Here is a 23,504-nt window from a genome sequence, read left to right on the forward strand (position 1 = left end):
ATAATTTAAGCTTTTGCATTAGATTATAAAATTGGCTCTCATTCGTTATATTTGTTTGATAGTTTAGATTATGGAAAAATTACAAAATATTAGAATTGCTGTTGATGCGATTGTTTTTGGATACAAAAACAATGGTTTATATGTGCTTTTGATTGAACAGCAATTTGGCTCTTCCGAAAAATATTGGGCATTACCAGGCGGTCTAGTGCAAAATGATGAATCTTTAAACGATGCTGTAATCCGAGAATTGCATGAAGAAACAAATGTACAGCTCACTTTCATGGAACAATTGTACACTTTTGGAGATGACATTCATAGAGATTCCAGAAACCGTGTTATTTCAGTAGCGTATTATGCTTTAGTAGATGCTTCAAATTTGGAAATTAAAGCAGATACTGATGCCGAAAGAGTGCAATGGTTTAAAATAGATGAGATTCCGTCTTTGGCCTTTGACCATAATTTAATCTTAAAAAAAGGAATAGAAAGGCTCAAAGCCAAATTAACATACGAACCAATTGGTTTCGATTTACTTGCAGAAGAATTTTTGTTTTCAGATCTTGAAAACCTTTACTGCACTATTTTAGAAAAGGAAATTGACCGTCGAAATTTCAGAAAAAAAATACTCAGTTACGGTATTTTAGAAGAAACTGAAAAATTTTCACCTATTAAAACAGGTCGTCCAGCAAAACTTTTTAAGTTCAATAAGTTGAAATATAATGAGTTAATTCAAAAAGGGTTTCACTTCGAAATAAAGTTTGCGTAATTTTTACACAAAACAAATTGTTTATTCAAAATTAAATTTTACATTTGCGTATAATTAACGCAAACTAAAAAGCTATGATACTAAATCTCGACCCAAAATTCGCTCCATTTCAAAATCAGGAAGAAATCAAATTTCAAAGTTTTACATTTTCTGGAGGTGAACCTCATATTAAAATCGCACCAGATTTTGATGCCAATAAAAAAGTAACCATTACACATAGATTAAATTCATTCAACGATTTAGGTTTATTATGCGTTACTGTTGATGCGTTACGCAGAATGGATGTTAAGATTATCGATCTTTTTATTCCTTACTTTCCAGCTGCGAGACAAGATCGTGTTATGATTCCAGGCGAACCTTTGTCTGTAAAAGTATATGCTGATATTATCAATGCGATGCAATTGAACAAAGTTTATGTTTTTGATGCACATTCAGAGGTTACTCCCGCTTTATTGAATAATAGCACGGTGATTCCAAACTATACTTTTATAAAAGCAGTTTTAGGAAATATAGGAAATTATGTAAAACTTATTTCTCCAGACGGTGGCGCTTTAAAGAAAATCTACAAAGTATCTGAGTTTTTAGGTGGTGTTGAGGTTGTAGAATGCAGCAAAAGCCGTGATGTAAAAACTGGAAAACTATCTGGTTTTAAAGTTTACGAAGATGATTTACAAGGAATGGATTGTTTAATTGTAGACGATATCTGCGATGGAGGAGGAACTTTCGTAGGATTAGCAGAGGAATTAAAAAAGAAAAATGCCGGAAAATTATATTTAGCCGTAAGCCACGGAATTTTCAATAAAGGTTTTGAAGTTTTAAACTGCTTCGACGGAATTTTTACCACAAACTCTTTTAAAGATTTTGAAGGTGAAAGCGTTAAGGTGATCAAGCTGGAAACTTTAGTTTAAATGTTTCAAGTTTTCAGGTTTCAAGTTCTCTGTGTAGCATAAATCTGAAACGCAAAAAAAGCTAACTGTTTCAAGTTGAGCGAAAAACTTTAAACTTGAAACAAAAAACACTAACAAAAATGAAATACAATATAGATAACATAGCTCCAGAAAGTAAATTTTTACTTTTTTGGGGTCATCAGCCAAGTAAAGACGGAACGATCACCAAAACTTGCTTCAGTCAATGGTGGTTAAGTTCTTTTGAAGTGGAAGGTGTGACTTACAAAACATCCGAACATTGGATGATGGCAAAAAAGGCAGAATTATTTAAAGATCAGGAGATTTTAGAAAAGATCATAAAATGTAATTCACCTGCTGAAGCCAAAAAATTAGGCCGTAAAGTGAGAAATTACGATGACAGAATCTGGTTGGAAAACCGATTTGAAATTGTAAAAGAAGGAAACTTTCACAAGTTCAGTCAAAATCCAGATTTGAAAACTTTTCTGTTAAATACAAACGACAGGATTATTGTAGAAGCAAGTCCTGTAGATCCAATTTGGGGAATCGGAATGGCAAGCGATCATACAGATGCTTTAAATCCGGAAAAGTGGAAAGGCTTGAATCTTTTAGGTTTTGCTTTGATGGAGGTTAGGGATGAATTGAGATAAATTTTGAGAAATGAAAATAGAACTTCTAAAAGCAGATATAACAGAAATTGAGGTTGATGCAATTGTCAATGCGGCCAATACTTCTTTATTGGGTGGAGGTGGAGTTGATGGAGCGATTCACAGAAAAGGAGGAAAGGCAATTTTAGAAGCATGTATTCAGATTCGTAATAAGCAAGGTAGTTGTAAAACTGGTGAAGCAGTTATCACAACGGCTGGAAATCTGCCTTCAAAATATGTGATTCATACAGTTGGTCCGGTTTGGAATGGAGATAAAGAAGAAAAATCTAAATTATTAGCTGATTGCTACACGAATAGTTTGAATCTCGCCATTCAACATGGAATTAAATCTATTGCTTTTCCAAATATAAGTACTGGAATTTATCATTTTCCAAAAGATAAGGCAGCAGAAATAGCAGTAAAAACAGTAAAAGATTTTGAAAAATCAGCAGTAATAGAAAAAGTAACATTTGTCTGTTTTGATGATGAAAATTACAAGATTTACAAAAGCCTTTTGTAGATGTTCCGTCGGAACATTTCATAGGTAGAAAAATGCAGATTTGATTGAGTTTACGTTCCGTAGGAACGTTTGATCAACAGAAGAATAATTAAAAATAAACACAATCAAGGTATTGTGTTCTAATAAAATGAAAATAGAATTAAAAAAATATAGCGAGCAAATAAAAGAATGGCCAAAATCAGGTCATCATATAATGGCTCAATACGACGATGAAAAAATAATAGTATATCAGTCGTACAGAAATGAAATAGGCGAGTTTGCTGTTACAAATCAGTTTTTCGGTGGCGCTTTTAGCCTTGATCGAATGACGTGGATTAAACCCAATTTTCTCTGGATGATGTATCGAAACGGTTGGGGAACAAAAGAAGGTCAGGAAGTCGTTTTGGCAATTCACCTCAAAAGAGAAGCATTTGAGGAATACCTTCAAAATGCAGTTTATTCTTCTTATAATGCGGATTTAAAGATGACTTATGAGGAATGGCAAACAGAAGTAAAAACATCTTCAGTGCGTTTACAGTGGGATCCAGATCACGATCCGTATGGAGGGAAATTAGAAAGAAGAGCTATTCAGATTGGTTTAAGAGATGAATTTACAAGATCTTACTCCAAAGAGGATATTTTATTAATCGAAGATATTTCTGATTTTGTAAAAGAACAATATGAATTTGTTCAAAAAAGAGAATTGGAAAAATTATTGATTCCTACTGAAAAGCCTCTTGTTTTTCGAGATGCAGAATTGAATAAAAAATTAAAAATTTCTGGAAATCATGTATGAAAATATAGGAAAGAGCGTCAGTAAGTTTTTAAGCTTGGTGCTCAGACATTCGCCAGAAAAAATCGGATTAAAATTAGACGAAAACGGTTGGGCAGATGTCAATGAATTAATAGAAAAATGTACTAAAAAAGGGAATCGTCTCGACGCCGAACTTTTAGATTATGTAGTAGAAAATAACGATAAAAAGCGTTTTGCTTACAATGAAGATAAAACCAAAATTCGCGCGAGCCAAGGACATTCAATTACGGTTGAATTGAATTTAAGAGAAACAGAACCTTCAGAATATCTGTATCACGGAACCGTTGGAAAATTCATGGAAAGCATTCAGAAAGAAGGCTTGAAAAAAATGAACCGCCAGCATGTTCATCTTTCTAAAGACAAAGAAACGGCAACCAAAGTAGGAAGTAGAAGAGGAGTTCCGCAGATTTTAACCGTTAGAAGCGGTGCTATGCACAGAGACGGATTTAAATTTTATTTGTCTGAAAACAATGTTTGGTTGACAGATGAAGTTCCGGCAAAGTATATCGAATTTAAATCATGAAAAAAACTTTAGTTTTTGGAGATATTCACGGCGGATTAAAAGCATTAATTCAGTTATTGGAAAGGACAGGTTATTCAGAAAACGACCTATTTGTTTTTCTGGGAGATTATGTTGACGGTTGGAGCGAATCGAAACAATTGATTGATTTTCTTATTGATTTATCTCAAAAACAGGAATGCATTTTTATAAAAGGAAATCATGATGCTTGGTGTCAAGAATGGTTAGAAAATGATGTCATAAATGATATTTGGTTTTTGCATGGAGGAAAATCGACAATAGAAAGTTATCAGAATATTGATTTTTCAGAAAAACAGAAACATCTCGAATTTTTTAATCAAATGAAAGATTATTTCGTAGATGAGCATAACAATCTTTTCATTCACGCTGGTTTTTCATCTATGCATGGTCCAGAAAAAGAACATTACAAAACCAATTATTCGTGGGATAGAACGTTGTGGGAAATGGCTTTGACTATGGACAAAAGAATCCAGAAAGATTCACTTACATATCCAAAACGATTACTGCTTTTTAATGAAATTTATATTGGTCACACACCAACACTTCATTATAATGTCGAAATTCCGATGCAAGGTTGCAATGTCTGGAATATTGATACTGGAGCGGGTTTTTATGGTAAATTAACTTGTCTGGATGTTGGAACAAAAATCTTTTGGCAAAGTGACGTCGTACGGACATTTTATCCTAATGAAAAAGGAAGAAATAAGTAAAAATGAAAAATAAAATAGAATCAGGTTTGTTTGGATTGGCAGTTGGTGATGCAGTTGGAGTTCCAGTTGAATTTCAGTCTAGATCTTATTTAAAACAAAATCCAGTTACTGAAATGTTTGGTTTTGGAACACATCATCAGCCAATTGGCACCTGGAGTGATGATAGCTCACTTGCTTTTTGTCTAGCAGAAAGTTTGTGTACAGATTATGATTTAAATGATATCGCTAAGAATTTTGTGAAATGGTATTCAGCAGATTTGTGGACACCTCATGGACGAGTTTTTGATATTGGAATAGCGACTACTCATGCGATTCAAAATATAGTGAAAGGCCATCAGCCAGAATTATGCGGAGGATTTTCTGAAAGCGATAACGGAAACGGATCTTTAATGCGTATTTTGCCATTAGTTTATTATCTTCAGAAAGAAAAAGATATTGAAGTTATTTATAAAAAAGTAAAAGAAGTTTCATCAATAACACACGCACATTTCAGATCGGTATTTGCCTGTTTTATTTATGTTGTGTATTGTTTGGAGATTCTAAAAGATAAAGATAAATTCGAAGCTTATAAAGAAATGCAAAATGTTGTTGCAAAATTTCTAGAAAGCAAAGAATTTAATCCGATTGAAATTGGATTGTTTGAAAGGATTTTGAAAAATGATATTTCTGCATATCCAGAAAACGAAATTCATTCCTCGGGTTATGTTCTTCATAGTTTAGAAGCGAGCTTTTGGTGTTTTTTAAATTCCGATTCTTATGAAGAAACTGTTTTGAAAGCCGTTAATTTAGGCGAAGATACTGATACAACAGGCGCAATTGCGGGCGGAATAGCAGGAATTTATTACGGAATTGAAAATATGCCACAAAAATGGATTGACAATTTAGTTCGATCCAATGATATTAAAGATTTAGCAGAACGATTATCACAAAAAATATAAATAGAAAATATATGAACCCACTATTATTAACCGACGGTTACAAAGTTGACCACAGAAGACAATACCCAAACGGAACAACATTAGTATATTCTAACTGGACGCCTCGTAAATCAAGAATTGAAGGACTGGATGAGGTTGTGTTTTTCGGATTGCAGTATTTCATCAAAAAATATATTATTCATGATTTTGAAGAGTATTTCTTTAAAAAATCAAAAGAAGAAGTTGTGGCAAAATATGCTCGCAGAATCAATAACTATTTAGGTGAAAACCAAGTTGGAATTAAACATATCGAAGATTTACACGATTTAGGATATATTCCGATGGTCTTTAAAGCTTTGCCAGAAGGAGCAAGCGTGCCGTTGAGAGTGCCAATGTTTACGATGTATAATACAATTCCAGAATTTTTCTGGCTGACGAATTATTTCGAAACTTTGCTTTCTGCAGTGATCTGGCTTCCTTGTAACTCTGCTACAATTGCAAAAGAGTATAGAAAAGTTTTAGATAAATATGCAGTTCTGACTTCATCTGTTCCAGAATTTGTAGACTGGCAGGCACACGATTTCTCAATGAGAGGAATGGGCGGAATTGAAGCGGCTTTAACTTCAGCATCTGGACACTTGTTGAGTTTCACAGGATCTGATACTATTCCAGCGATTGATTTCTTGGAAGAATATTACAAAGCCGATTCAGATCAAGAATTAGTGGCGGGTTCAGTAGCTGCGACAGAGCATTCTGTAATGTGTATGGGAACGACTGAAGGCGAGTATGAAACTTTCAAAAGATTAATTACAGAAGTATATCCAAAAGGAATTGTTTCTATTGTTTCTGATACTTGGGATTTATGGAAAGTTTTAACCGATTATTTGCCAAGATTGAGAGAAGATATTGTTTCAAGAGAAGGTAAAGTTGTAATTCGTCCTGATAGTGGTGATCCAGTTGATATTATCTGCGGAAATCCAAACGGAAAAACAGAACAGGAGAAAAAAGGAGTTATCGAATTGCTTTGGGATGTTTTTGGCGGTACAACAAATGCTAAAGGATTCAAAGAATTGGTTCCACAAATCGGAGCGATTTACGGAGACAGTATTACCGTAGCAAGAGCCACTCAAATTTGCGAAAGATTAAAAGAAAAAGGATTTGCTTCTACAAATGTTGTTCTTGGAATTGGATCTTTCACTTATCAATACAACACTAGAGATACTTTCGGATTTGCAATGAAAGCGACTTACGGAGAAGTAAACGGAGAGGGAAGAGCAATCTTCAAAGATCCAATTACAGATGACGGAACGAAAAAATCAGCTAAAGGATTAATGAAAATTGATTTAATTGACGGAAAGTATCACTTAACTGATAATGTTTCTTGGGAAGAAGAAAAACAGGGTGAATTGAAAGAAGTTTTTAGAGATGGAAAACTTTTGGTTGATCAATCGCTAAGTGAAATTAGAGCAAGAGTAAGTGCAGATATAATGATTGATGCGTAATATAAATTTGAGTTATAAAAACAGATTAATAACATCTTAAAAGAATAAACTATGAAAATCACAACACTTATTGCTTTAGTCGGATGCTGTTTTATAACCAATAATGTTATTTCGCAGGTATCAAATAAATCAAAAAAAATGGCAAACAAAGAGAATTATCCTAAAGCATTGGTCGATTATGATGATTTTAAAAATCTTGTTCTAGATTTAGAAAAGAACCGTGCTGAACGTTTGGTTAGTTTAGATGTTTTTTTGGAAATGGCAAAAGGCGAGAATACGGTTATCTTAGACACACGTTCTGATTTCCGTTTTAACAGAAAGCATCTTAAAGGAGCCATTCATCTAGATTTTACCGATTTCACACAGGAGAATCTTTTAAAGTTAATTCCTGATACCAATACAAAAATATTGATTTACTGCAATAATAATTTTAATGGAGATCCGATAGATTTTGCTTCTAAAATGGCTAAACCTGCCGCTTCTCTAGAAACACAAATATTATCCAATAGAAAACCAGTTATGTTGGCGCTAAACATTCCGACGCATATCAATCTCTACGGATACGGTTATAAGAATATTTATGAACTAGACGAATTGGTAAATGTAAATGATCCTAGAGTAAAGTTTGAGGGAACTGAAGTGAAATAACTCTAACCGCTGAATAAAATGAAAGCCTGAATAGATATAAAATTCAGGCTTTTTTATTTTAAGAACAATACTTAATTCTAAATTCTATAGCATCTTTAGAATTAAGACCGATTAAATTAATTCCTTCCTTGCATTCCATTCGTTTTTCTCGGATTAATTTTCCAACTAATAATTCGAAAAGTAAAAATGAACGATGTTCATCATTTATAAAATTTAGATATTCTCTTCTATAAGGAAGTTTTTCAGTGGTTAAAATATGAATTAGAATCTCTTGTAATTCATCAAGATGACGTTCTGAATTTAACTGAAAGTATTTTTCTGTTTTAATTCCGTTGTGAGTAAATGAGATTAAATTTTCGACCCCATTCCCATACATGGGGCCATATCTGTAATTTTTTGTTCTTTCTCCATAAAAAGAATTTCCATAAACAACTAAATTTTCTAATTCCGAATAGTTGTGTTTAATTTCATTTATCATTAAGAAATCTTCTTCAAATGAAATTTTCCCTTCTAAACGGCCATTAAGATTTTCGAATTCGGTTAATCTAATTAAGATTCCTGCAATATGAATTAAAAAGAGAATTGCAATTGGGTAATAAAAATATTCAGATGATTTATAATTAGTATAACGCTCAATTAGTGATAATAATAAAGCATATAATGTAACTGTTCCGATTGAATAATAAGATAGTTTTTCTGAACGAGTTAAATTGAAGAATTTGTGTTTCTCAGGAATAAAAATCGAAGCGGAGAAAAGCATCTATTTCCTATAAAAATTATTATGATCGATATATTCCCAAACCTTTGGAGGCAATAAAGGCTGAATATTTTTCCCCTCTTTAATGCTGTTGCGAATAAAAGTAGAAGAAATCTCCACAATCGGCGCATCAATTACATGAATTTTTAGATGCGATTTTAATTCGAGATTTTCAGGTTCGTCAGAAATTGCTTCGCCTGTTCGTCCCTTGGCCTCGAGTCTCGGATATACGTAAATATCATGATTTTCCAGAATCACTTCATAGTTTCTCCATTTATGCAGCGTTTTCAAATTGTCTTCGCCCATAATTAATGAAAATTCATGATTTGGATATTTCTCTTGTAAATGAGCGAGTGTAATCACTGTATAGCTTGGCTGAGGCAATTTAAACTCAATATCCGATGGTTTTATTTTCGGATAATCTTCTGTTGCCAGATAAACCATTTGAAGTCGTTGCTGATCGTCTAATAAAGTCGCTTTCTTTTTTAACGGATTATGTGGCGTAACAACCATCCAGATCTGATCTAAATCGGCAAACTCAGCCATATGATTAGCAATGATCAAATGACCAACATGTATAGGGTTATATGTTCCGAAGTAAAGACCTATTTTCATTTTGTATAGTTTCGCATAGAGTCGCTAAGATAGCACAAAGATTCGCAAAGTTTAAAAACCTTTTGCGAATCTCCGTGTTTGTCTTTGCGAATCTTTGCGTAATAAAATTACTTATTTACGAACTCTTTCACTAATTGATATGCTTCTTCTTTAGCAGTATCTAAATCGTAGTTTTTAATAATGGTATCAAATTGAGGAGCAGTTGCCAATTCAACCGAAGCTTTTGCAATACGCATATTAATTTTGTCTTCACTTTCTGTAGAACGTTGTTTTAATCGGCGTTTTAATTCGTCAACACTTGGAGGTTTAACAAAAACAGCTAAAGTTTCTTCTGGGAATTTATGTTTAATGCGAAGACCGCCAACCACGTCAATGTCAAAAATGACATTTTTTCCAAGAGCCCAGATTCTTTCAATCTCCGATTTTAAAGTGCCATAGAAGTTGTCGCGGTAAACTTCTTCCCATTCTAAGAAATCCTCAGCTTTAATGTGCTTTTTGAATTCTTCTAGCGAAATGAAATAATAATCCTTTCCGTGTACTTCTTCACCGCGTGGTGCACGCGATGCTGCCGAAATCGAAAATTCAAGATTTAAATCTTCTTGTCCTAATAAATGTTTTACGATAGTTGTTTTTCCTGAGCCTGAGGGTGCCGAAAAAACAATTAATTTTCCTTTGTTCATTGTGTATGCTTTAAGCTTTAGGCAGAAGGCCTTAGGCTTTAATTGATTTTGTTTTTAGCTTATTGCTTATAGCTTAAGCTTATGGGTTTTACAGAACATTCAATACTTGCTCCTTGATTTTCTCTAATTCATCTTTCATCATCACGACCAATTTCTGCATTTGAGCATGATTCGATTTAGAACCCATGGTATTGATTTCACGCCCCATTTCCTGAGTGATAAAACCAAGTTTTCTTCCGTTGGCTTCAGAACCATTTAAAGTTTCCAAAAAGTAATCTAAATGATTTCCTAAACGTACTTTCTCTTCTGTAATATCTAATTTTTCTAAATAATAGATTAATTCCTGCTCAAAACGATTTTCATCAACATTAACTTGCAATTCTGAAATTGCAGTTTGCAAACGATCTTTTATAGCTTGTATACGCTCTGGATCAAGTGCCAATGTATCATTCATATATTGGCGAATGTTTCCAATTCGGAAATTGAATTCTTTTTCAAGTGCTTCTCCTTCATCTTTTCTGAAATTTAAGATGTTTTGAAGTGCTTCGTCAATAATTACCTGAATTTGCTCCCAATCATTTTCATCAATTTCTTCGCGTTCTGTTTTTAATGTATCTGGCATACGAACAGCCATTTTCATTAATTCAGTTTCGTCAGCATCGGGATTTACTTCTTTTAATTGTGCGATATAATTTTTTACAACAGGTACATTTACTTTGGTTGAAGTCTGCTCAGCAGTGCTTTCTACATAAATTGCAAAATCAATTTTACCTCTTTCCAGTTTGGTCGAAATGAGAGTTCGTAAACCAAGTTCCAATTCGCGGTAAACTGATGGCATTCTTACATTCAAATCTAAACCTTTACTGTTTAGGGATTTTACTTCAACGGTAATTTTTTTTGTAGGCAATTGCAAAGAAGCTTTGCCAAACCCTGTCATAGATTGTATCATATAATTGAGTATAAAGGCGCAAAGATAAATAAAAGTTTGCTCTATTTGGTTGGAAATTAGTGTTCAGTCACAGTTTTCAGTTTAACAGAAAAGAAAATAGCTTTTTAGCTCAAAGCATTTATCACTTCGGCTACATTTTTTTGGCTATTGCTGATGTAAATTTTACCATCTATAATAAAAACGGGACGGCTTAAGAAAGTGTAATGTTCCAAAATGTATTTTTTGAAATCGGCTTCTGTTAAAGATTGGTCTTTAAGTCCCATTGACTTGTATAACTGTGCTTTTTTGCTAAATAATGCTTCGTAGCTTCCAGAAAGTTTGTGCATTTCTTCCAATTGTTCTTCAGTAATTGGATCTTGTTTAATATCTTGAAAAACTAAATTGTTTTCAGGTAAACTTTTGATGATTTTTCTGCAGGTATCACAAGACGATAAATAATATATTTTGTTCATTTTTTTATGGATTTGTTAGAATGCAAAGAAAATCCATTTGAAACTTAAAAATGACTAATTTTAGAAAAAAAATAAAATTATGAGTTCAGTTTTTGATGTACAAAAAACAATAAGAGAAGTTCTTTTGAAAATTTTAGATAATCATTCATTAGAGCAATTAAACAAAATTCCAGATGGTTTCAGCAATAATATTATTTGGAATATTGGCCATTGCGTTTCTTCACAGCAGCTTTTGGTTTATAAATTATCTGGTCTTCCAACAATGGTTTCTGAAGAGTTCATTAATAAATACAGAAAAGGAACCAAACCAGAAGGAGATGTTTCTCAAGCTGAGGTTGATGAGATCAGAATCTTGCTTTCAACAACATTAGAAAAAACGAAGAATGATTTTGAAAGCGGTTTATTTGTTGATTATCATGAATACACTACAAGTATGGGATTTACACTTCGTCATATTCAAGGTGCTTTAGATTTTAATAATTATCATGAAGGACTTCATACTGGAGTTGTAATGGCGCTAAGAAAATTAGTTTAAAAAAAATATCCCGCTTTAAGCGGGATATTTTTTTTATTCGATTATGGTTTCGATGGTAACCTTCATTGCTCCGGCACCTTTATTTTTTGTAATATCCATAAAAGCTCTTTTAGACAGATCAATTTCGCGAGTTTTGACAAATGGACCACGATCGGTAATTTTTACTATTACAAATTTACCATTGGCTTCATTTGTTACTTTTACTCTAGTTCCAAAAGGAAGTTTTTTGTGAGCAGCAGTATAATTGTTGTTGTTAAATCGACTTCCGTTAGCAGTCCTTTTTCCATTAAAACGATCTGCATAGTAGGAGGCATGAGCGTTTTTTTTGTATGGTCTAAGTTTTAAACCTTTGTCTGTAAAAACTGAGTCCGGCAAAGGAACAATAACAGGTTTTACATTCTTAACAGTATCTTGAATAATTTTAGGTTCTGTTGTAGGTTTGGTCTGGCTTATCATGTAAGTAAAGCCGCTAATTAGGGTTAAAGCGATTGTGGCGAATAAAATGTTTGTTTTATTTCTCATGGGTTATTTTTTTTCAGACTTGGGGGGAGTTTGTACAAATAATATGCCGAGATAAAAAAAGCCCTCATAAAGGGCTTTTATTTGGTATTTTTTAGAACCAAAGGTTCCACGGAATTCTGCTTAAAATAAGCAATAATCCTAATGTATAAAAAATAGCAAAGGTTTTAAATTTAGCTTCGCTATTAACTAATTTTTTATGTTTAGACCATCCGATAGTAATTAGGATGATAGCAATAATATTAATTAGAGGGTGCTCTAATGAAGTTAATCTTAATTCTGCATTAGACATTTGTCCGAAAGCGTCTTTTCCAAGAGGAGAGACAAAATATAAGATTAAACCAATCAATAATTGAGTGTGTGTACCAATTAAAGCAAATAAAGCGATTTTACGATCTTTAGCTGTAAACTCTTTTTTTGAAGTTACTCCAATGATGGCATTAACCACTGCAACAACTAAAAGAAGCAATGCTAAGTATGCCCAGCCAGAGTGGAATTTTTGTAGAAAATTATACATAAACTGTGTTTTTTGTTCAAAACAAATATAACAAAAAAGGCTATAAAAAAACGGCATTAAACTTAAAAGTCAATGCCGTTTTTATTATTTATTTAGATTCTAAATTTTAGAAATCGTAACGTAAACTAAAGTTCCAAGTTCTTCCAAAACCAAAGAATACCTGGTTAGCATCAGCTACGCCTTGATATAATCTATTGTTAGAAGCATAAGTTCCTAAAGCTGCATTTGTTGAACTTACGTTGTCATCAGCAAAAATGTTTGTTCTTGACTCAGCAATGTAAATTTTATCAAATAAGTTGTTGATGTTTAATCTGAAGTTAACAGATTTATCTTTGTTTTCACCTACTAACATTTTGTATGAGAAACCTGCATCAAATAATCCGTAAGAAGGCAATTGTAAAGCACCTTTGTTGTTTGGATCTGAGAAGTTAATTGGGCTTAATCCAGCATACAATTTGTCATTGTAGTTGTAATTAGCATCAACAGTTACTCTTGTTAAAACTTCGTAAGAAGCTCCTAAGGAAGCGGTTAATTGAGCTGCGTCTCCAACTTTTACTTTATCCATGTATACAGGAGTTGCAGTATATCCAGTTACTGGAGAGTTGTCTGCTTGATAATAAGCGTTAACAGTTGCGTTTCCTTTGTACTCCCAAATACCGTAAGAGAACATAGCATTAACTTTAAATTTGTCAGTAATATTAGAATAAGCTTCAATTTCAGCTCCAGAGTGTACTTCATTAAGACCAACATATTCTGTGTATGTACTTGCGTCAGTTGGTAATGCATTACCTTTTAAGTATCTGTCATTCCAAGTTGTGTTGTACAAGTTAAGAGTTGCGTTGAAAAATCTTGAACGGAAACCGTATCCAGCCTCAAATCCGATAATTTTTTCGTTTGTAAGGTTAGGGTTTACAGTAGATCTGTTGTTTGGATAAACTGAGTTAAAGAATGGTTGTCTTGAATAGTAACCAGCATTAACATAAACATTGTGTTTTTCGTTAATGTTGTAGTTAGCTCCACCTTTAACGTTACCACCTAAGATGTTTTCGTAATCTGTAGATGCCAATGGATCTGTTGGTAAGTAAACGAAATCATCTTCTCTTTTGAACCCTTGTTGAGAGATGGCTCCCTGAACGAACGCAGTTAAGTTATCTTTAGAGTACTCTAATTGAGTAAATGCTCCATACCATCTTACTTTTCCAGTACTATTAAATGAAATTTTTTCGTATTGTCTATCATCAAAAACATTCCATTGAACTTTTGTAGCATAAGTTTCTGTAAGGTGTCTTCCTGCTGGTTTTAAACTTGCAACGTTATTATCAAAAAACTCGTCACCACCTAATCTATCATTAACTACTGTAAAGTGGTATCCTGTATATGTTCTAGCATCGATACCAAAATCTAATGTTAAAGTGTTAGATAGTTTTTTGTTTAAGTTAATTAACGCACCAAACCAGTCATGAGAGTTGATAGATGAAGTTTGAGAAATACCTGAAGTAGTATTGTAAACATAAGGAGATGCGGCAGTTCCAGCACCTGTTCTACCAGTTGATGAACTGTTTTGGTAAACACCACCAATTTGTGTTCTTGTTCTGTTTGCTCCATTAAAGAAAACACTTCCTGTACCATTGTTCCAAGCTTGGATTTTGTTGTAATCAACCATTCCGTTTGGTAATAAGAAAGCAGAACTGTTGTATAAGTTTCCACCAATACCTCCTGTTGCGCTAGCGCCAGCTCCACGTCCCATAGAAGCGTAAAGAACTGAAGAAAGTTTTGTAGTTTCGTTGATTTTATAATCCCAGTTAAGAGAAGCTACTGGTTTGTGGTAGTAGTTTTTTCTGATATTATATTCTTCTCCATTTAAGTATCCAGCGTCAGCGTTATATCTGATGTTTGGATCAGTAAGAGAGCCATACTTTTGATAAGTAGCGATTGTGGACACAGTGGATCTTTGGTTGTGCCATTGTGGCGCTCCTGTTACTGTTAATTGGAAGTCGTGCTTATCATTTTTAGTAGTATATCCTAAAGCTATAAAGTAGTTAGAGCCTTCAAATGGAGTGCCATTTACGTATCCGTCTCCCATTGTTTGAGATAATAAAACAGAAGCAGAAAGCCCGTTTGATAATTTTCCTGTGTTGTAAGAACCTTGAATTTTAAAGTTTCTTGCATTACCAAATCCAGAAGAGAAAGATCCTCCTTCTTTTTTGTCTGAAGATCTAGTTACAATGTTGATTGTTCCCCCTACAGATGGTGTAGCTAATTTAGAAGAACCCAAACCTCTTTGTACCTGCATTGCAGATGTTACATCTGATAAACCTGCCCAGTTGCTCCAGTAAACAGAACCATTTTCCATGTCGTTAACTGGCATACCGTTAATCATAACCGCGATGTTATTTTGGTTGAAACCACGAATATTAATTCTAGCGTCTCCAAAACCACCACCTGATTTAGTAACGTAAACAGAAGGTGTGTTTCTTAAAATCTCTGGAAACTCTTGAGTTCCAAGTTTTTCTTGAATTTCAGCAGCTTTAATTGTAGAAACAGCTACTGGTGTTTTTCTGTCTTTTGCAATATCTACAACTGTACTTTTTACAACAATCTCGCTCAATTCGTTAGAATTTGAAGCTAAAGTGATAGTTCCTAAGTTTGTAGTTGCACCATTTGCTACTGTAAATTTTACAGTTTGGTTGTCATAACCTAAAAAAGAGATTACAATCTCTCCTGTACTTGATGGTGATGTAAGTGTAAATTTACCATCAAAATCTGTTGAAGTTGCTATAGTAGATCCTTTGATCACTACATTTGCTCCTGGTAACCCGCCTGTTCCGTCGGTAATTTTACCAGTAACTTTTCCTTGAGAAAATACGGTCGAAACTATCATAAAAAATAGTCCAGTCAGTAACCAATTTTTCATTTTCTTCATTTTGTTATTGAGTTTATTGTTTTTGGCAAAATTATAACAAATAACTCAGATAATGTTATCGAAATGTTAAGAAAAAACAGTTTTGTCTTTTGTGCTGCGTATTAAAATGAATTTTTCTTTTTTCATTAAAAAAAATATTGTTTTCTTGAATTTATGCAATGCTTTTTTGTTAAAAATGTAATTATTCTAGTAGTGCCGTGAGTGGGAATAGGCAAATTAGCGGATAATTCTGCTTTTTGTCGGTCTTTTATGTAAAAAACGTCCTAATTTTACTAGAAATTAGGACGTTTCAAAAGTTAGAGAATATTTAAAAAAAAGTATTCTATTTATTTTTTAAGAAATGATTTAACAAAAATGAAGTTGAACTATCGTGATTCTTAACGGTCTTAGAATTGATCTCGTCTAAGATAGAATTTGCCAATTGTTTACCTAACTCAACTCCCCATTGGTCAAAACTGAAAATGTTCCAAATAACTCCTTGAACAAAAATTTTATGTTCATATAATGCAATTAAAGAACCTAAACTTTTTGGTGTAAGTTTTTGAATTAAAATAGTATTCGTTGGTTTGTTTCCAGTAAAAACTTTAAAAGGCAATAAATAAGAAGCTTTTTCAGCCGCTAATCCTTGCTTGTCAAATTCTGCCTGAACTTGTGCTTCTGTTTTTCCGTTCATTAAAGCTTCAGTCTGAGCAAAAAAGTTAGACATTAATTTATTATGATGATCTTCGTTTCCGTAAAGTGGTTTTACGAATCCGATGAAGTCTGTTGGGATTCTTTTTGTTCCTTGGTGAATCAATTGGAAGAAAGCGTGTTGTGAGTTTGTCCCTGGTTCTCCCCAAATAATTGTTCCAGTTTGGTAGTTAACAGGTTTTCCGTCACGGCCAACGCTTTTCCCGTTACTTTCCATAAAAGCTTGTTGTAAATACGGAGCTAATTTTGATAAATATTGCGTGTACGGAATCAAAGCTTCACTTTCGGCACCATAAAAATTATTGTACCAAACACTTAACAAAGCTAAAATAACTGGAATGTTTTCATCAAATTCTGCTGATTTGAAATGCTCATCCATTTCATTTGCTCCTTTCAGTAAGTCATTGTAGTTGTCAAAACCAACTGCCAATGCAATGCTTAAACCAACAGCGCTCCAAAGAGAAAATCTTCCTCCAACCCAGTCCCACATTGGGAAAACGTTACTTGGATTAATTCCGAATTCTGTTACTTTTTGAATGTTTGTAGAAACTGCTACGAAATGTTTAGCGATATCTTCTTGAGAAGCCGATTTTAAAAACCATTCTTTAATTGTCTCAGAATTTGAAAGTGTTTCTTGAGTAGTAAAAGTTTTAGAAACAATTACAAAAAGTGTTGTTTCTGGATTTAGTTTTTTGATGATTTCGTTTACATGGTCCCCGTCAACATTCGAAACGAAATGAGTGTTTAAGTGATTTTTGTAAAACTGTAAAGCTTCAACAGCCATAACAGGACCAAGGTCAGAACCACCAATTCCGATATTTACAACATCTGTAAAAGTTTTTCCAGTATATCCTTTTCTTTGTCCAGAAATAACTTCTTCAGTAAAATTTTTGATTTTATTTTTTACTTCAAATACTTCAGGAATTACATTTTCTCCGTCTACTTTAATAACCGCCGATTCTGGAGCTCGTAGCGCTGTGTGTAAAACGGCACGATTTTCTGTCTGATTGATTAATTCTCCTCCAAAATATTGTGCAATTGCATCTTTCAATTCGATTGAGTTTGCTAATTCTAATAAAAGAGAAACCGTTTCCTGACTAATATTATTTTTTGAGTAATCTACTAAAAAATCATTCCATTGCAAGTTGAATTTTTCAGCACGTGCACTATCTTGTTGAAACAATTCTTGTATTGTGGTTTCGTGAATTGCGTTATAGTGGTTCTGTAGATTTTTCCACGCTTCAGTCCCAGTCGGGTTTGTTGTGTTTAAAGCCATTTTTATCTATAATTGAGTTTGTTTTCTGAAACACAAAAATACTGAAATAACTTTTAAAAGGGTGACGGTTTGCGATTATATAACAATTAGTTACGAAAACGTTTTATGAGTTTACTTTTGAATATTTGAAGTTATGATTATCGCGCCATCATTTTCTTTTTCATTGTAAATGATACGACTGCTGTTTTTGTTTAAGAAGTCTAAAGTGATAATATCGAGCTTTTTTAGTGGCAATAAGATAGTGTCTTGTTTTTTGTTGTATTTAAATGAAGTTCCGTTAATTACAACCAAAGGCGATTCTCCAATTAAATCTTTTTCGAAGGATGTGCTAACTAGTCTCTGAACAAAATATCTGCTTTCTTCTTTTTCATTTAAAACAAAAACCTTTGGATTGGAACACCCAATAGCGAATAGAGATAAAAGTATTAGAGAGGAGTTTTGCATGAATAAGGTTTAAGAAATGTTTTGGTGAAATACTTTTACCAAAAGCGCCACCAAGGCTTTTTATTGATTTCTATAATTTTTTTAGAAACATCAACATCAATTCTTTTTGGCGATTCTGTTTTAATTTTAGAATCATCAAAAAATAATTGACCGTTTTCATCCATTCCAAGCGGAAATTTGGTTCTTTCTTTCCAGTTCTCAGTTTGTAATTCTGGAATTAAGTCAAGATCAATTTTTTCGCGAAAGCGTTTTTGAGCTTTTTCGATAATTTCTTCTTCTAAGTTTGAAGATGAATTTTTGAAAAGTGAAATCGAATTGTCTGGAATATTCAGAAGAAAAATTTGTGTTTTATCACCGATTTTCTGAATGTCCAATACTTTGAAATAAGCAATCGAGTCTAAAAGATAATGTCCAATTTTTGCCGAATCTGGATTAAATTTTGACAAATCTTTGGCATGCGCACTAGCAATCAAATATCTTAGATTTCCTGAAATTCCTCCACCAATCGAACTCATATCAGTAAAACCTTTTTCTTGAATGATCTGTCCGACTTTATAATTCAAAATTAAATTTTCAGGAAGATTTGTATCTCTGTAAAATAGTTTTAAACCAGAAAAAGTTTCATGATACATGGTTTTGAGGCGTTCATTTTTCATGATTTTCGATTCAAAAAGATTATTTACAAATTACCAATACTGTCCAATTCTCTTTTTAGAGGCTCAATCTGTGTCATAAAGCGAGTTCTGTCATTCCCAGTCAAAGATTCTCCTGTTGGAAGATTTAATCGAAGCGCATCTACTTGTACGCCATTTTTCCAGAAACGATAGCAAACGTGTGGACCAGAAGCTAAACCTGTACTTCCAACCAAGCCAATTGTCTGTCCTTGCGTAACGCGTTGTCCGCGACGAACTAGGATTTTAGACATATGTAAATATTGAGTAGAGTAGGTTCCGTTATGTTTTACTTTTACAAAGTTTCCGTTTCCTGCAGTATATCCGGTAGCTTCTACAACTCCTGATGCGGTGGTTGAAATTGGCGTTCCAGTTGGAGCTGCATAATCGGTTCCTTTATGTGCTTTCCAAGTATGCTGTACAGGATGGTATCTGTTCATGGTGAATCTTGAAGTGATTCGGCTGAATTTAATTGGCGTTTTTAGGAAGAAGTTTTTAAGTGTTTTTCCCTCATCGTCATAATATTCAATCTTTCCAGAAGTGGTATCTTTTTCAAAAGGAAAAGCATAAATTATTTTTCCTTTATATTCAAAAAATGCAGCTTCAAGATCTTCAACGCCATCATAGGTTTTTCCGTTAATGAATCGCTCTGTGAAAATTAATCCGTAGCGATCGCCTTTTTTTAGTTTGAAGAAGTCAATAGACCAAGAAAATACTTTTGTAATTCTGCTAGCCAAAGCGGTTTCAACACTTTCATTTCCTAAAGTTTCGGAAAGAGAGCTTTTTAAAACGCCACCAATCATTTTTCGTTTTAAAGTAACTGGTTTTATTTTTTTATATGCTTTTGCAATGCTATCTCGTAAATCGACAACATAATAACTTAAAGCATCTGGCTGATAAATAAAAACTTGAAGATTATTGGTTTTGTTTTTAGAACGAAGTAAAGTGAAAGGTTTTCCGTAACGAATGTTTCTGACATTGAAAGAATCTTTTACCTGTTCTACAATTTCATTTACTTTTTTGTCTCCAATGTTTTGGCTTTGCATAATTGAGCCAAAAGAATCTCCTTTTGAAATAGTGTCATTAACAACATTAAAGTCTGCGTAATTAAAACCGAATTCTATTTTTTTGGTTGCTGGTTTAGTAATTTTTGCTTCTACTTTTTCTTCTTCTTTTTTACATGAAAAAATAGAAAACAAGACAATTAAAATTACGACTGCTTTTTTCAAACTTTATAAATTTTTTGTGGTGAAATTAAACTTCAGTTTCATTTCCCCAATTGGACAATTCTTCTTCGGTCCACAATTTAGGAAAAAAGATGCGTCTTTGGTATTTTGGGTGCATATATTTTTGCCAGTCGCTTCCTCCTGTAGCTTCTCCATTGCCTTTTCCGCTTTCTAAGATGTATTTTCTTGCAGTGTTAAGATGCTGCATTACCCAAGTAATGTTTACCGTTTTATCGTAATGGCGCATTGCAGCGATTAGTTCTGGATTTTGCTGATCTTGAATTGGTAATTGGATGAATTTTTGCCAAAGGTTTTTTGTTTTGAAAGAAGCCATTTGTCTCAAAAACTGTTCTTTGTATTTCTTTTCAAATTCATTTAACAAATATGATTTTTCGCCAGTGTGATAATCTTTTCCGGCTGCTTGCCAATAAAGGTGTTCAAAGCTGGTTTCCAAATCGGTATTTTCATCAAAGTTTGCTTTGTATCTGCGGTCTGTCAAATTGATAACGTCTGTCGAAGCAAATTCGATCATTCTGTATTGTGCACTTTGAAATCCGCTTGCAGGAGTGAGCGTGTTTCTAAATTTCATGTATTGATCTACTTCCATTCCGTTTTCCATAATGCTGAACGAATTGGTAAGCATATCAAAGTATCTTGTAATTCTTGATAATCTTTCGCTGAAAAAATCAACCTGAATGTTTTCCGTTTCGGCAATCTGATCAATTTCCCACAATATCATTTTAAAAATTAATTCATTTACCTGATGGTACATGATAAAAACCATTTCGTCAGGAAGTGTGGTGCGTTGTATTTGTAAATTTAATAGAGCGTCTGTTTGAATGTAATCCCAATAAGTAATTGGTTTGGCCCAAAGCAATCCTTCTAACTGAACATCAGTTTTTTGATTTATGGCTTGAAATTTAAGGTCAATTTCTTTTAAAATTGCTTCAGAATGATCTGTAGGGTTCATTATTTTTTTGCTTTAAGTGGACTTTTCAGTCCTTTATATTCATCGAGATCGGCTTTAAGAGATCCTACGGCCAAATCTGCTTTAATTCTAATCGGAACTTTGTTCACGTCGTCTGTTATCCAGAGTGTTAAGCTCTCTTTTTCTTTGAATACTCTTCCAGTCTGTACCGACGGTTTGAAGACCATTGTAGAAACGGTTCCAAATTTAGTCGTAATATCTTGACGACCTATATATTTTAACTTAAATTTTGTGATTTCATCGTCAAAAAACATATCGATTGTAATGGATTCGCCTGATTTAAGTTTGTCAATGTTGGGATGGTTTCTCAGGTAATAAAATGCAGAAACAATATCTTGAACGCTTTCTGTAACAACGATTGTTTTTTCAGATTTACGCTTATAGTCTTTTACTAAAACTCTATTTTCATTTTGATTGAAAAAACCTTCTTGATTTTTGGTATAACCCCCTTCATCAATTTTTCTAACATATCGGTATGGTTTTCCTGTTTCTTTGTCAAAATAACTTTCATACAAATCTTCTACTTTGAAGAAAAATTTTGACATTCCAGTTGTGTAACCTTTTCCAACAGAGTGGTATACCTTTTTATTATTGATTGTGGCATCTTTAACTTCAAGAGTGGCGTATCCAGCATTTACAATTCCATAATGTATTCTAAATTTAAAATATTCTCCAGTATCGAAAGCGTCTTCTTTTTGAGGCGCGAAAGACAGTATTGTTAGTGATAATATAGTGAGGATGAGCTTTTTCATAGTACATTCTTTACGTTTTATTATAAAGGTAGACAAATGCAAATTCTATTCCAAATGTACCAAAACAAAAAAACTCAGTCAAAGATGACTGAGTTTTTATGCTATTAACTAACCAAAAAACTATAAATTATGAAATTTATATCAATTCGGAAGGAAACCACCCCTTCCTGATTTGCGAGTGCAAAGATAGATAGAAAGTTCAGATTTCAAATAGCCAAAGTCAAGTTTAACATAACATTTGCAAAAAAAACATCTTTTTTTAGAGAAATCCGCGTTTAAATGCAAAAAAAATGCGTTTTTACAAAGTTCCTCTCAATTCTTGTTCTCTCTCAATTGACTCAAACAGAGCTTTAAAGTTACCTGCACCAAATCCTTTTGCACCCATTCTCTGGATAATTTCGAAGAAAAGTGTAGGTCTGTCTTGAACTGGCTTGGTAAAAATCTGTAATAAGTAACCATCTTCATCGGCATCAACCATGATCGCCAATTTTTCGATTTCATTTAAATCTTCTTTCATCATATCCATATGAACACCTAATCTTTCTGGGATTGCTTCGTAATAAGTATGAGGAGGGGCCGATAAAAACTCAACGCCGCGTGCTCTCAGTTGTGATACTGTTTTAATGATATCGTCTGTAGCAATAGCGATATGCTGAATTCCAGGTCCACCATAGAAATCTAAATATTCTTCGATTTGAGATTTTTTCTTTCCTTCAGCTGGTTCGTTGATTGGGAATTTAATTCTTCCGTTTCCGTTTGACATTACTTTACTCATCAGAGCAGAATATTCTGTAGTGATTTGCTTGTCGTCAAAAGATAAGAAATTCACGAATCCCATAACTTCTTCGTAGAATTTTACCCAAGTATTCATTTCGTTCCAACCTACATTTCCAACCATGTGGTCAATGTATTTTAATCCCGTTGGTTCTGGGTTAAAGTCAGATTTCCATTCTCTATAACCTGGCAAGAAAACTCCGTTGTAATTTTTTCTTTCAACGAAAATGTGAACGGTTTCTCCGTAAGTGTAAATTCCAGAACGTACCACTTGACCAAATTCATCTTCTTCTACAGTTGGTTCCATAAAAGAGCGTGCTCCACGTTTCATCGTTTCTTCGTAAGATTTTGTTGCATCTTCAACCCAAAGGGCAGCAACTTTTACTCCGTCACCATGTTTTTTCAAATGTTCGTTAATTGGAGAATCCGCTGTTAATGGCGTTGTTAAAACAATTCTGATTTTGTCTTGTTTTAAAACATAAGATGCTCTGTCTCTTACTCCAGTTTCTAATCCGGCATAAGCCAATGATTGATATCCAAATGCAGATTTATAATAATGTGCAGCTTGTTTTGCATTCCCTACATAAAATTCTACATAATCTGTTCCTAATAATGGAAGGAAATCTTGTGCTCCTTCAAATATTTTCTCTAATCCGTATTCTACTGATTTTACTTCTTTGCTCATTTTGTTTATTTGTTTAATCGGTTAATCGTTTAATTGATCGAAAACCGAAGTGTTAGTGTTGTGTTTGATTTTTTTTTACTGCAAAGAGCGCAAAGATTTTTTTGA

26 protein-coding genes are annotated in these 23,504 nt (G+C 33.4%); 11 read left to right on the forward strand and 15 right to left on the reverse strand.

Annotated features, from left to right (window positions below; genetic code table 11):
- Nucleotides 1–70: 70 nt before the first annotated feature.
- From BB050_RS08890 to BB050_RS08935, 10 genes are all read left to right on the forward strand, one after another.
- Nucleotides 71–763 (forward strand): NUDIX hydrolase, encoded by a 693-nt coding sequence (locus BB050_RS08890; RefSeq protein ID WP_066033331.1) that lies wholly within the window; start codon nucleotides 71–73, stop codon nucleotides 761–763.
- A 74-nt stretch (nucleotides 764–837) separates the two neighbouring features.
- Nucleotides 838–1,671 (forward strand): ribose-phosphate diphosphokinase, encoded by an 834-nt coding sequence (prs, locus tag BB050_RS08895; protein ID WP_066033332.1) that lies wholly within the window; start codon nucleotides 838–840, stop codon nucleotides 1,669–1,671.
- A 119-nt stretch (nucleotides 1,672–1,790) separates the two neighbouring features.
- The gene (locus BB050_RS08900) at nucleotides 1,791–2,318 is read left to right on the forward strand and encodes an NADAR family protein (RefSeq protein WP_066033333.1); all 528 of its coding nucleotides are present in this window, start codon (nucleotides 1,791–1,793) and stop codon (nucleotides 2,316–2,318) included.
- Nucleotides 2,319–2,328: 10 nt separating this feature from the next.
- Nucleotides 2,329–2,835: an O-acetyl-ADP-ribose deacetylase gene (locus BB050_RS08905; RefSeq protein WP_066033334.1), complete on the forward strand. Its 507-nt coding sequence runs from the start codon at nucleotides 2,329–2,331 to the stop codon at nucleotides 2,833–2,835.
- A gap of 127 nt (nucleotides 2,836–2,962) precedes the next feature.
- Nucleotides 2,963–3,610 carry a DUF4291 domain-containing protein gene (locus BB050_RS08910; RefSeq protein WP_066033335.1) on the forward strand — a complete coding sequence of 216 codons (648 nt, stop codon included), beginning with the start codon at nucleotides 2,963–2,965 and terminating at the stop codon, nucleotides 3,608–3,610.
- Nucleotides 3,603–4,151 (forward strand): RNA 2'-phosphotransferase, encoded by a 549-nt coding sequence (locus BB050_RS08915; protein ID WP_066033336.1) that lies wholly within the window; start codon nucleotides 3,603–3,605, stop codon nucleotides 4,149–4,151. The genes BB050_RS08910 and BB050_RS08915 overlap by 8 nt, the downstream gene beginning before the upstream one ends.
- A complete protein-coding gene (locus BB050_RS08920; protein WP_066033337.1) occupies nucleotides 4,148–4,879 on the forward strand; it encodes a metallophosphoesterase family protein in 732 nt (243 codons plus the stop codon). The genes BB050_RS08915 and BB050_RS08920 overlap by 4 nt, the downstream gene beginning before the upstream one ends.
- A 2-nt stretch (nucleotides 4,880–4,881) precedes the next feature.
- A complete protein-coding gene (locus BB050_RS08925; RefSeq protein ID WP_066033338.1) occupies nucleotides 4,882–5,817 on the forward strand; it encodes an ADP-ribosylglycohydrolase family protein in 936 nt (311 codons plus the stop codon).
- An 11-nt stretch (nucleotides 5,818–5,828) separates the two neighbouring features.
- Nucleotides 5,829–7,298 carry a nicotinate phosphoribosyltransferase gene (locus tag BB050_RS08930; RefSeq protein ID WP_066033339.1) on the forward strand — a complete coding sequence of 490 codons (1,470 nt, stop codon included), beginning with the start codon at nucleotides 5,829–5,831 and terminating at the stop codon, nucleotides 7,296–7,298.
- 51 nt (nucleotides 7,299–7,349) lie between these two features.
- Nucleotides 7,350–7,946, forward strand: coding sequence for a rhodanese-like domain-containing protein (locus BB050_RS08935; RefSeq protein WP_008465373.1), 597 nt, complete (start codon nucleotides 7,350–7,352; stop codon nucleotides 7,944–7,946).
- Nucleotides 7,947–8,004: 58 nt separating this feature from the next.
- Here BB050_RS08935 and BB050_RS08940 read toward each other — a convergent pair whose 3' ends face one another.
- From BB050_RS08940 to BB050_RS08960, 5 genes are all read right to left on the reverse strand, one after another.
- Nucleotides 8,005–8,706, reverse strand: a complete 702-nt coding sequence (locus BB050_RS08940; protein ID WP_066033340.1) for a hypothetical protein — start codon at nucleotides 8,704–8,706, stop codon at nucleotides 8,005–8,007.
- The gene (nadD, locus tag BB050_RS08945) at nucleotides 8,707–9,318 is read right to left on the reverse strand and encodes a nicotinate (nicotinamide) nucleotide adenylyltransferase (RefSeq protein ID WP_066033341.1); all 612 of its coding nucleotides are present in this window, start codon (nucleotides 9,316–9,318) and stop codon (nucleotides 8,707–8,709) included.
- Between the two features lie 107 nt (nucleotides 9,319–9,425).
- The gene (gmk, locus tag BB050_RS08950) at nucleotides 9,426–9,998 is read right to left on the reverse strand and encodes a guanylate kinase (RefSeq protein WP_008465369.1); all 573 of its coding nucleotides are present in this window, start codon (nucleotides 9,996–9,998) and stop codon (nucleotides 9,426–9,428) included.
- A gap of 88 nt (nucleotides 9,999–10,086) precedes the next feature.
- Nucleotides 10,087–10,947 carry a YicC/YloC family endoribonuclease gene (locus BB050_RS08955; RefSeq protein ID WP_008465368.1) on the reverse strand — a complete coding sequence of 287 codons (861 nt, stop codon included), beginning with the start codon at nucleotides 10,945–10,947 and terminating at the stop codon, nucleotides 10,087–10,089.
- 104 nt (nucleotides 10,948–11,051) lie between these two features.
- Nucleotides 11,052–11,399: an arsenate reductase family protein gene (locus tag BB050_RS08960; RefSeq protein WP_066033342.1), complete on the reverse strand. Its 348-nt coding sequence runs from the start codon at nucleotides 11,397–11,399 to the stop codon at nucleotides 11,052–11,054.
- Between the two features lie 79 nt (nucleotides 11,400–11,478).
- On the opposite strand from BB050_RS08960, the gene BB050_RS08965 reads away from it, so the two are divergent.
- Entirely contained in the window at nucleotides 11,479–11,934 is a 456-nt protein-coding gene (locus BB050_RS08965) for a DinB family protein (protein WP_066033343.1), read from the forward strand.
- A 33-nt stretch (nucleotides 11,935–11,967) separates the two neighbouring features.
- On the opposite strand, the gene BB050_RS08970 is transcribed toward BB050_RS08965, so the two are convergent.
- The 10 genes from BB050_RS08970 to hppD all read right to left on the reverse strand — a co-directional run bounded on the left by BB050_RS08970 (nucleotide 11,968) and on the right by hppD (nucleotide 23,399).
- A complete protein-coding gene (locus tag BB050_RS08970) occupies nucleotides 11,968–12,456 on the reverse strand; it encodes a septal ring lytic transglycosylase RlpA family protein (RefSeq protein ID WP_066033344.1) in 489 nt (162 codons plus the stop codon).
- Between the two features lie 91 nt (nucleotides 12,457–12,547).
- Complete coding sequence (locus tag BB050_RS08975; protein ID WP_008465362.1) at nucleotides 12,548–12,970, reverse strand: hypothetical protein; 423 nt, start codon at nucleotides 12,968–12,970, stop codon at nucleotides 12,548–12,550.
- A gap of 106 nt (nucleotides 12,971–13,076) precedes the next feature.
- A complete protein-coding gene (locus tag BB050_RS08980; RefSeq protein ID WP_066033345.1) occupies nucleotides 13,077–15,893 on the reverse strand; it encodes a TonB-dependent receptor in 2,817 nt (938 codons plus the stop codon).
- A 322-nt stretch (nucleotides 15,894–16,215) separates the two neighbouring features.
- Nucleotides 16,216–17,859, reverse strand: coding sequence for a glucose-6-phosphate isomerase (pgi, locus tag BB050_RS08985; protein WP_066033346.1), 1,644 nt, complete (start codon nucleotides 17,857–17,859; stop codon nucleotides 16,216–16,218).
- A 111-nt stretch (nucleotides 17,860–17,970) separates the two neighbouring features.
- A complete protein-coding gene (locus BB050_RS08990) occupies nucleotides 17,971–18,303 on the reverse strand; it encodes a hypothetical protein (protein ID WP_066033347.1) in 333 nt (110 codons plus the stop codon).
- 35 nt (nucleotides 18,304–18,338) lie between these two features.
- Nucleotides 18,339–18,959: a hypothetical protein gene (locus BB050_RS08995; protein WP_066033348.1), complete on the reverse strand. Its 621-nt coding sequence runs from the start codon at nucleotides 18,957–18,959 to the stop codon at nucleotides 18,339–18,341.
- A gap of 23 nt (nucleotides 18,960–18,982) precedes the next feature.
- Nucleotides 18,983–20,203 (reverse strand): peptidoglycan DD-metalloendopeptidase family protein, encoded by a 1,221-nt coding sequence (locus BB050_RS09000; protein WP_066033349.1) that lies wholly within the window; start codon nucleotides 20,201–20,203, stop codon nucleotides 18,983–18,985.
- 25 nt (nucleotides 20,204–20,228) lie between these two features.
- Complete coding sequence (locus tag BB050_RS09005; protein ID WP_066033350.1) at nucleotides 20,229–21,170, reverse strand: tryptophan 2,3-dioxygenase family protein; 942 nt, start codon at nucleotides 21,168–21,170, stop codon at nucleotides 20,229–20,231.
- Nucleotides 21,170–21,940 carry a DUF3108 domain-containing protein gene (locus tag BB050_RS09010; RefSeq protein WP_008465354.1) on the reverse strand — a complete coding sequence of 257 codons (771 nt, stop codon included), beginning with the start codon at nucleotides 21,938–21,940 and terminating at the stop codon, nucleotides 21,170–21,172. The genes BB050_RS09005 and BB050_RS09010 overlap by 1 nt, the downstream gene beginning before the upstream one ends.
- Nucleotides 21,941–22,238: 298 nt before the next feature.
- The gene (gene hppD / locus BB050_RS09015) at nucleotides 22,239–23,399 is read right to left on the reverse strand and encodes a 4-hydroxyphenylpyruvate dioxygenase (RefSeq protein WP_008465353.1); all 1,161 of its coding nucleotides are present in this window, start codon (nucleotides 23,397–23,399) and stop codon (nucleotides 22,239–22,241) included.
- Between the last annotated feature and the right edge of the window lie 105 nt (nucleotides 23,400–23,504).

The organism is Flavobacterium anhuiense, assembly GCF_001705175.1.
Lineage (GTDB): Bacteria > Bacteroidota > Bacteroidia > Flavobacteriales > Flavobacteriaceae > Flavobacterium > Flavobacterium anhuiense.

Coding starts and splice junctions, on each gene's coding strand:
- BB050_RS08890 (WP_066033331.1), top strand. CDS start 71: ATGGAAAAATTACAAAATATTAGAATTGCTGTTGATGCGATTGTTTTT.
- prs (WP_066033332.1), top strand. CDS start 838: ATGATACTAAATCTCGACCCAAAATTCGCTCCATTTCAAAATCAGGAA.
- BB050_RS08900 (WP_066033333.1), top strand. CDS start 1,791: ATGAAATACAATATAGATAACATAGCTCCAGAAAGTAAATTTTTACTT.
- BB050_RS08905 (WP_066033334.1), top strand. CDS start 2,329: ATGAAAATAGAACTTCTAAAAGCAGATATAACAGAAATTGAGGTTGAT.
- BB050_RS08910 (WP_066033335.1), top strand. CDS start 2,963: ATGAAAATAGAATTAAAAAAATATAGCGAGCAAATAAAAGAATGGCCA.
- BB050_RS08915 (WP_066033336.1), top strand. CDS start 3,603: ATGTATGAAAATATAGGAAAGAGCGTCAGTAAGTTTTTAAGCTTGGTG.
- BB050_RS08920 (WP_066033337.1), top strand. CDS start 4,148: ATGAAAAAAACTTTAGTTTTTGGAGATATTCACGGCGGATTAAAAGCA.
- BB050_RS08925 (WP_066033338.1), top strand. CDS start 4,882: ATGAAAAATAAAATAGAATCAGGTTTGTTTGGATTGGCAGTTGGTGAT.
- BB050_RS08930 (WP_066033339.1), top strand. CDS start 5,829: ATGAACCCACTATTATTAACCGACGGTTACAAAGTTGACCACAGAAGA.
- BB050_RS08935 (WP_008465373.1), top strand. CDS start 7,350: ATGAAAATCACAACACTTATTGCTTTAGTCGGATGCTGTTTTATAACC.
- BB050_RS08940 (WP_066033340.1), bottom strand. CDS start 8,706: ATGCTTTTCTCCGCTTCGATTTTTATTCCTGAGAAACACAAATTCTTC.
- nadD (WP_066033341.1), bottom strand. CDS start 9,318: ATGAAAATAGGTCTTTACTTCGGAACATATAACCCTATACATGTTGGT.
- gmk (WP_008465369.1), bottom strand. CDS start 9,998: ATGAACAAAGGAAAATTAATTGTTTTTTCGGCACCCTCAGGCTCAGGA.
- BB050_RS08955 (WP_008465368.1), bottom strand. CDS start 10,947: ATGATACAATCTATGACAGGGTTTGGCAAAGCTTCTTTGCAATTGCCT.
- BB050_RS08960 (WP_066033342.1), bottom strand. CDS start 11,399: ATGAACAAAATATATTATTTATCGTCTTGTGATACCTGCAGAAAAATC.
- BB050_RS08965 (WP_066033343.1), top strand. CDS start 11,479: ATGAGTTCAGTTTTTGATGTACAAAAAACAATAAGAGAAGTTCTTTTG.
- BB050_RS08970 (WP_066033344.1), bottom strand. CDS start 12,456: ATGAGAAATAAAACAAACATTTTATTCGCCACAATCGCTTTAACCCTA.
- BB050_RS08975 (WP_008465362.1), bottom strand. CDS start 12,970: ATGTATAATTTTCTACAAAAATTCCACTCTGGCTGGGCATACTTAGCA.
- BB050_RS08980 (WP_066033345.1), bottom strand. CDS start 15,893: ATGAAGAAAATGAAAAATTGGTTACTGACTGGACTATTTTTTATGATA.
- pgi (WP_066033346.1), bottom strand. CDS start 17,859: ATGGCTTTAAACACAACAAACCCGACTGGGACTGAAGCGTGGAAAAAT.
- BB050_RS08990 (WP_066033347.1), bottom strand. CDS start 18,303: ATGCAAAACTCCTCTCTAATACTTTTATCTCTATTCGCTATTGGGTGT.
- BB050_RS08995 (WP_066033348.1), bottom strand. CDS start 18,959: ATGAAAAATGAACGCCTCAAAACCATGTATCATGAAACTTTTTCTGGT.
- BB050_RS09005 (WP_066033350.1), bottom strand. CDS start 21,170: ATGAACCCTACAGATCATTCTGAAGCAATTTTAAAAGAAATTGACCTT.
- BB050_RS09010 (WP_008465354.1), bottom strand. CDS start 21,940: ATGAAAAAGCTCATCCTCACTATATTATCACTAACAATACTGTCTTTC.
- hppD (WP_008465353.1), bottom strand. CDS start 23,399: ATGAGCAAAGAAGTAAAATCAGTAGAATACGGATTAGAGAAAATATTT.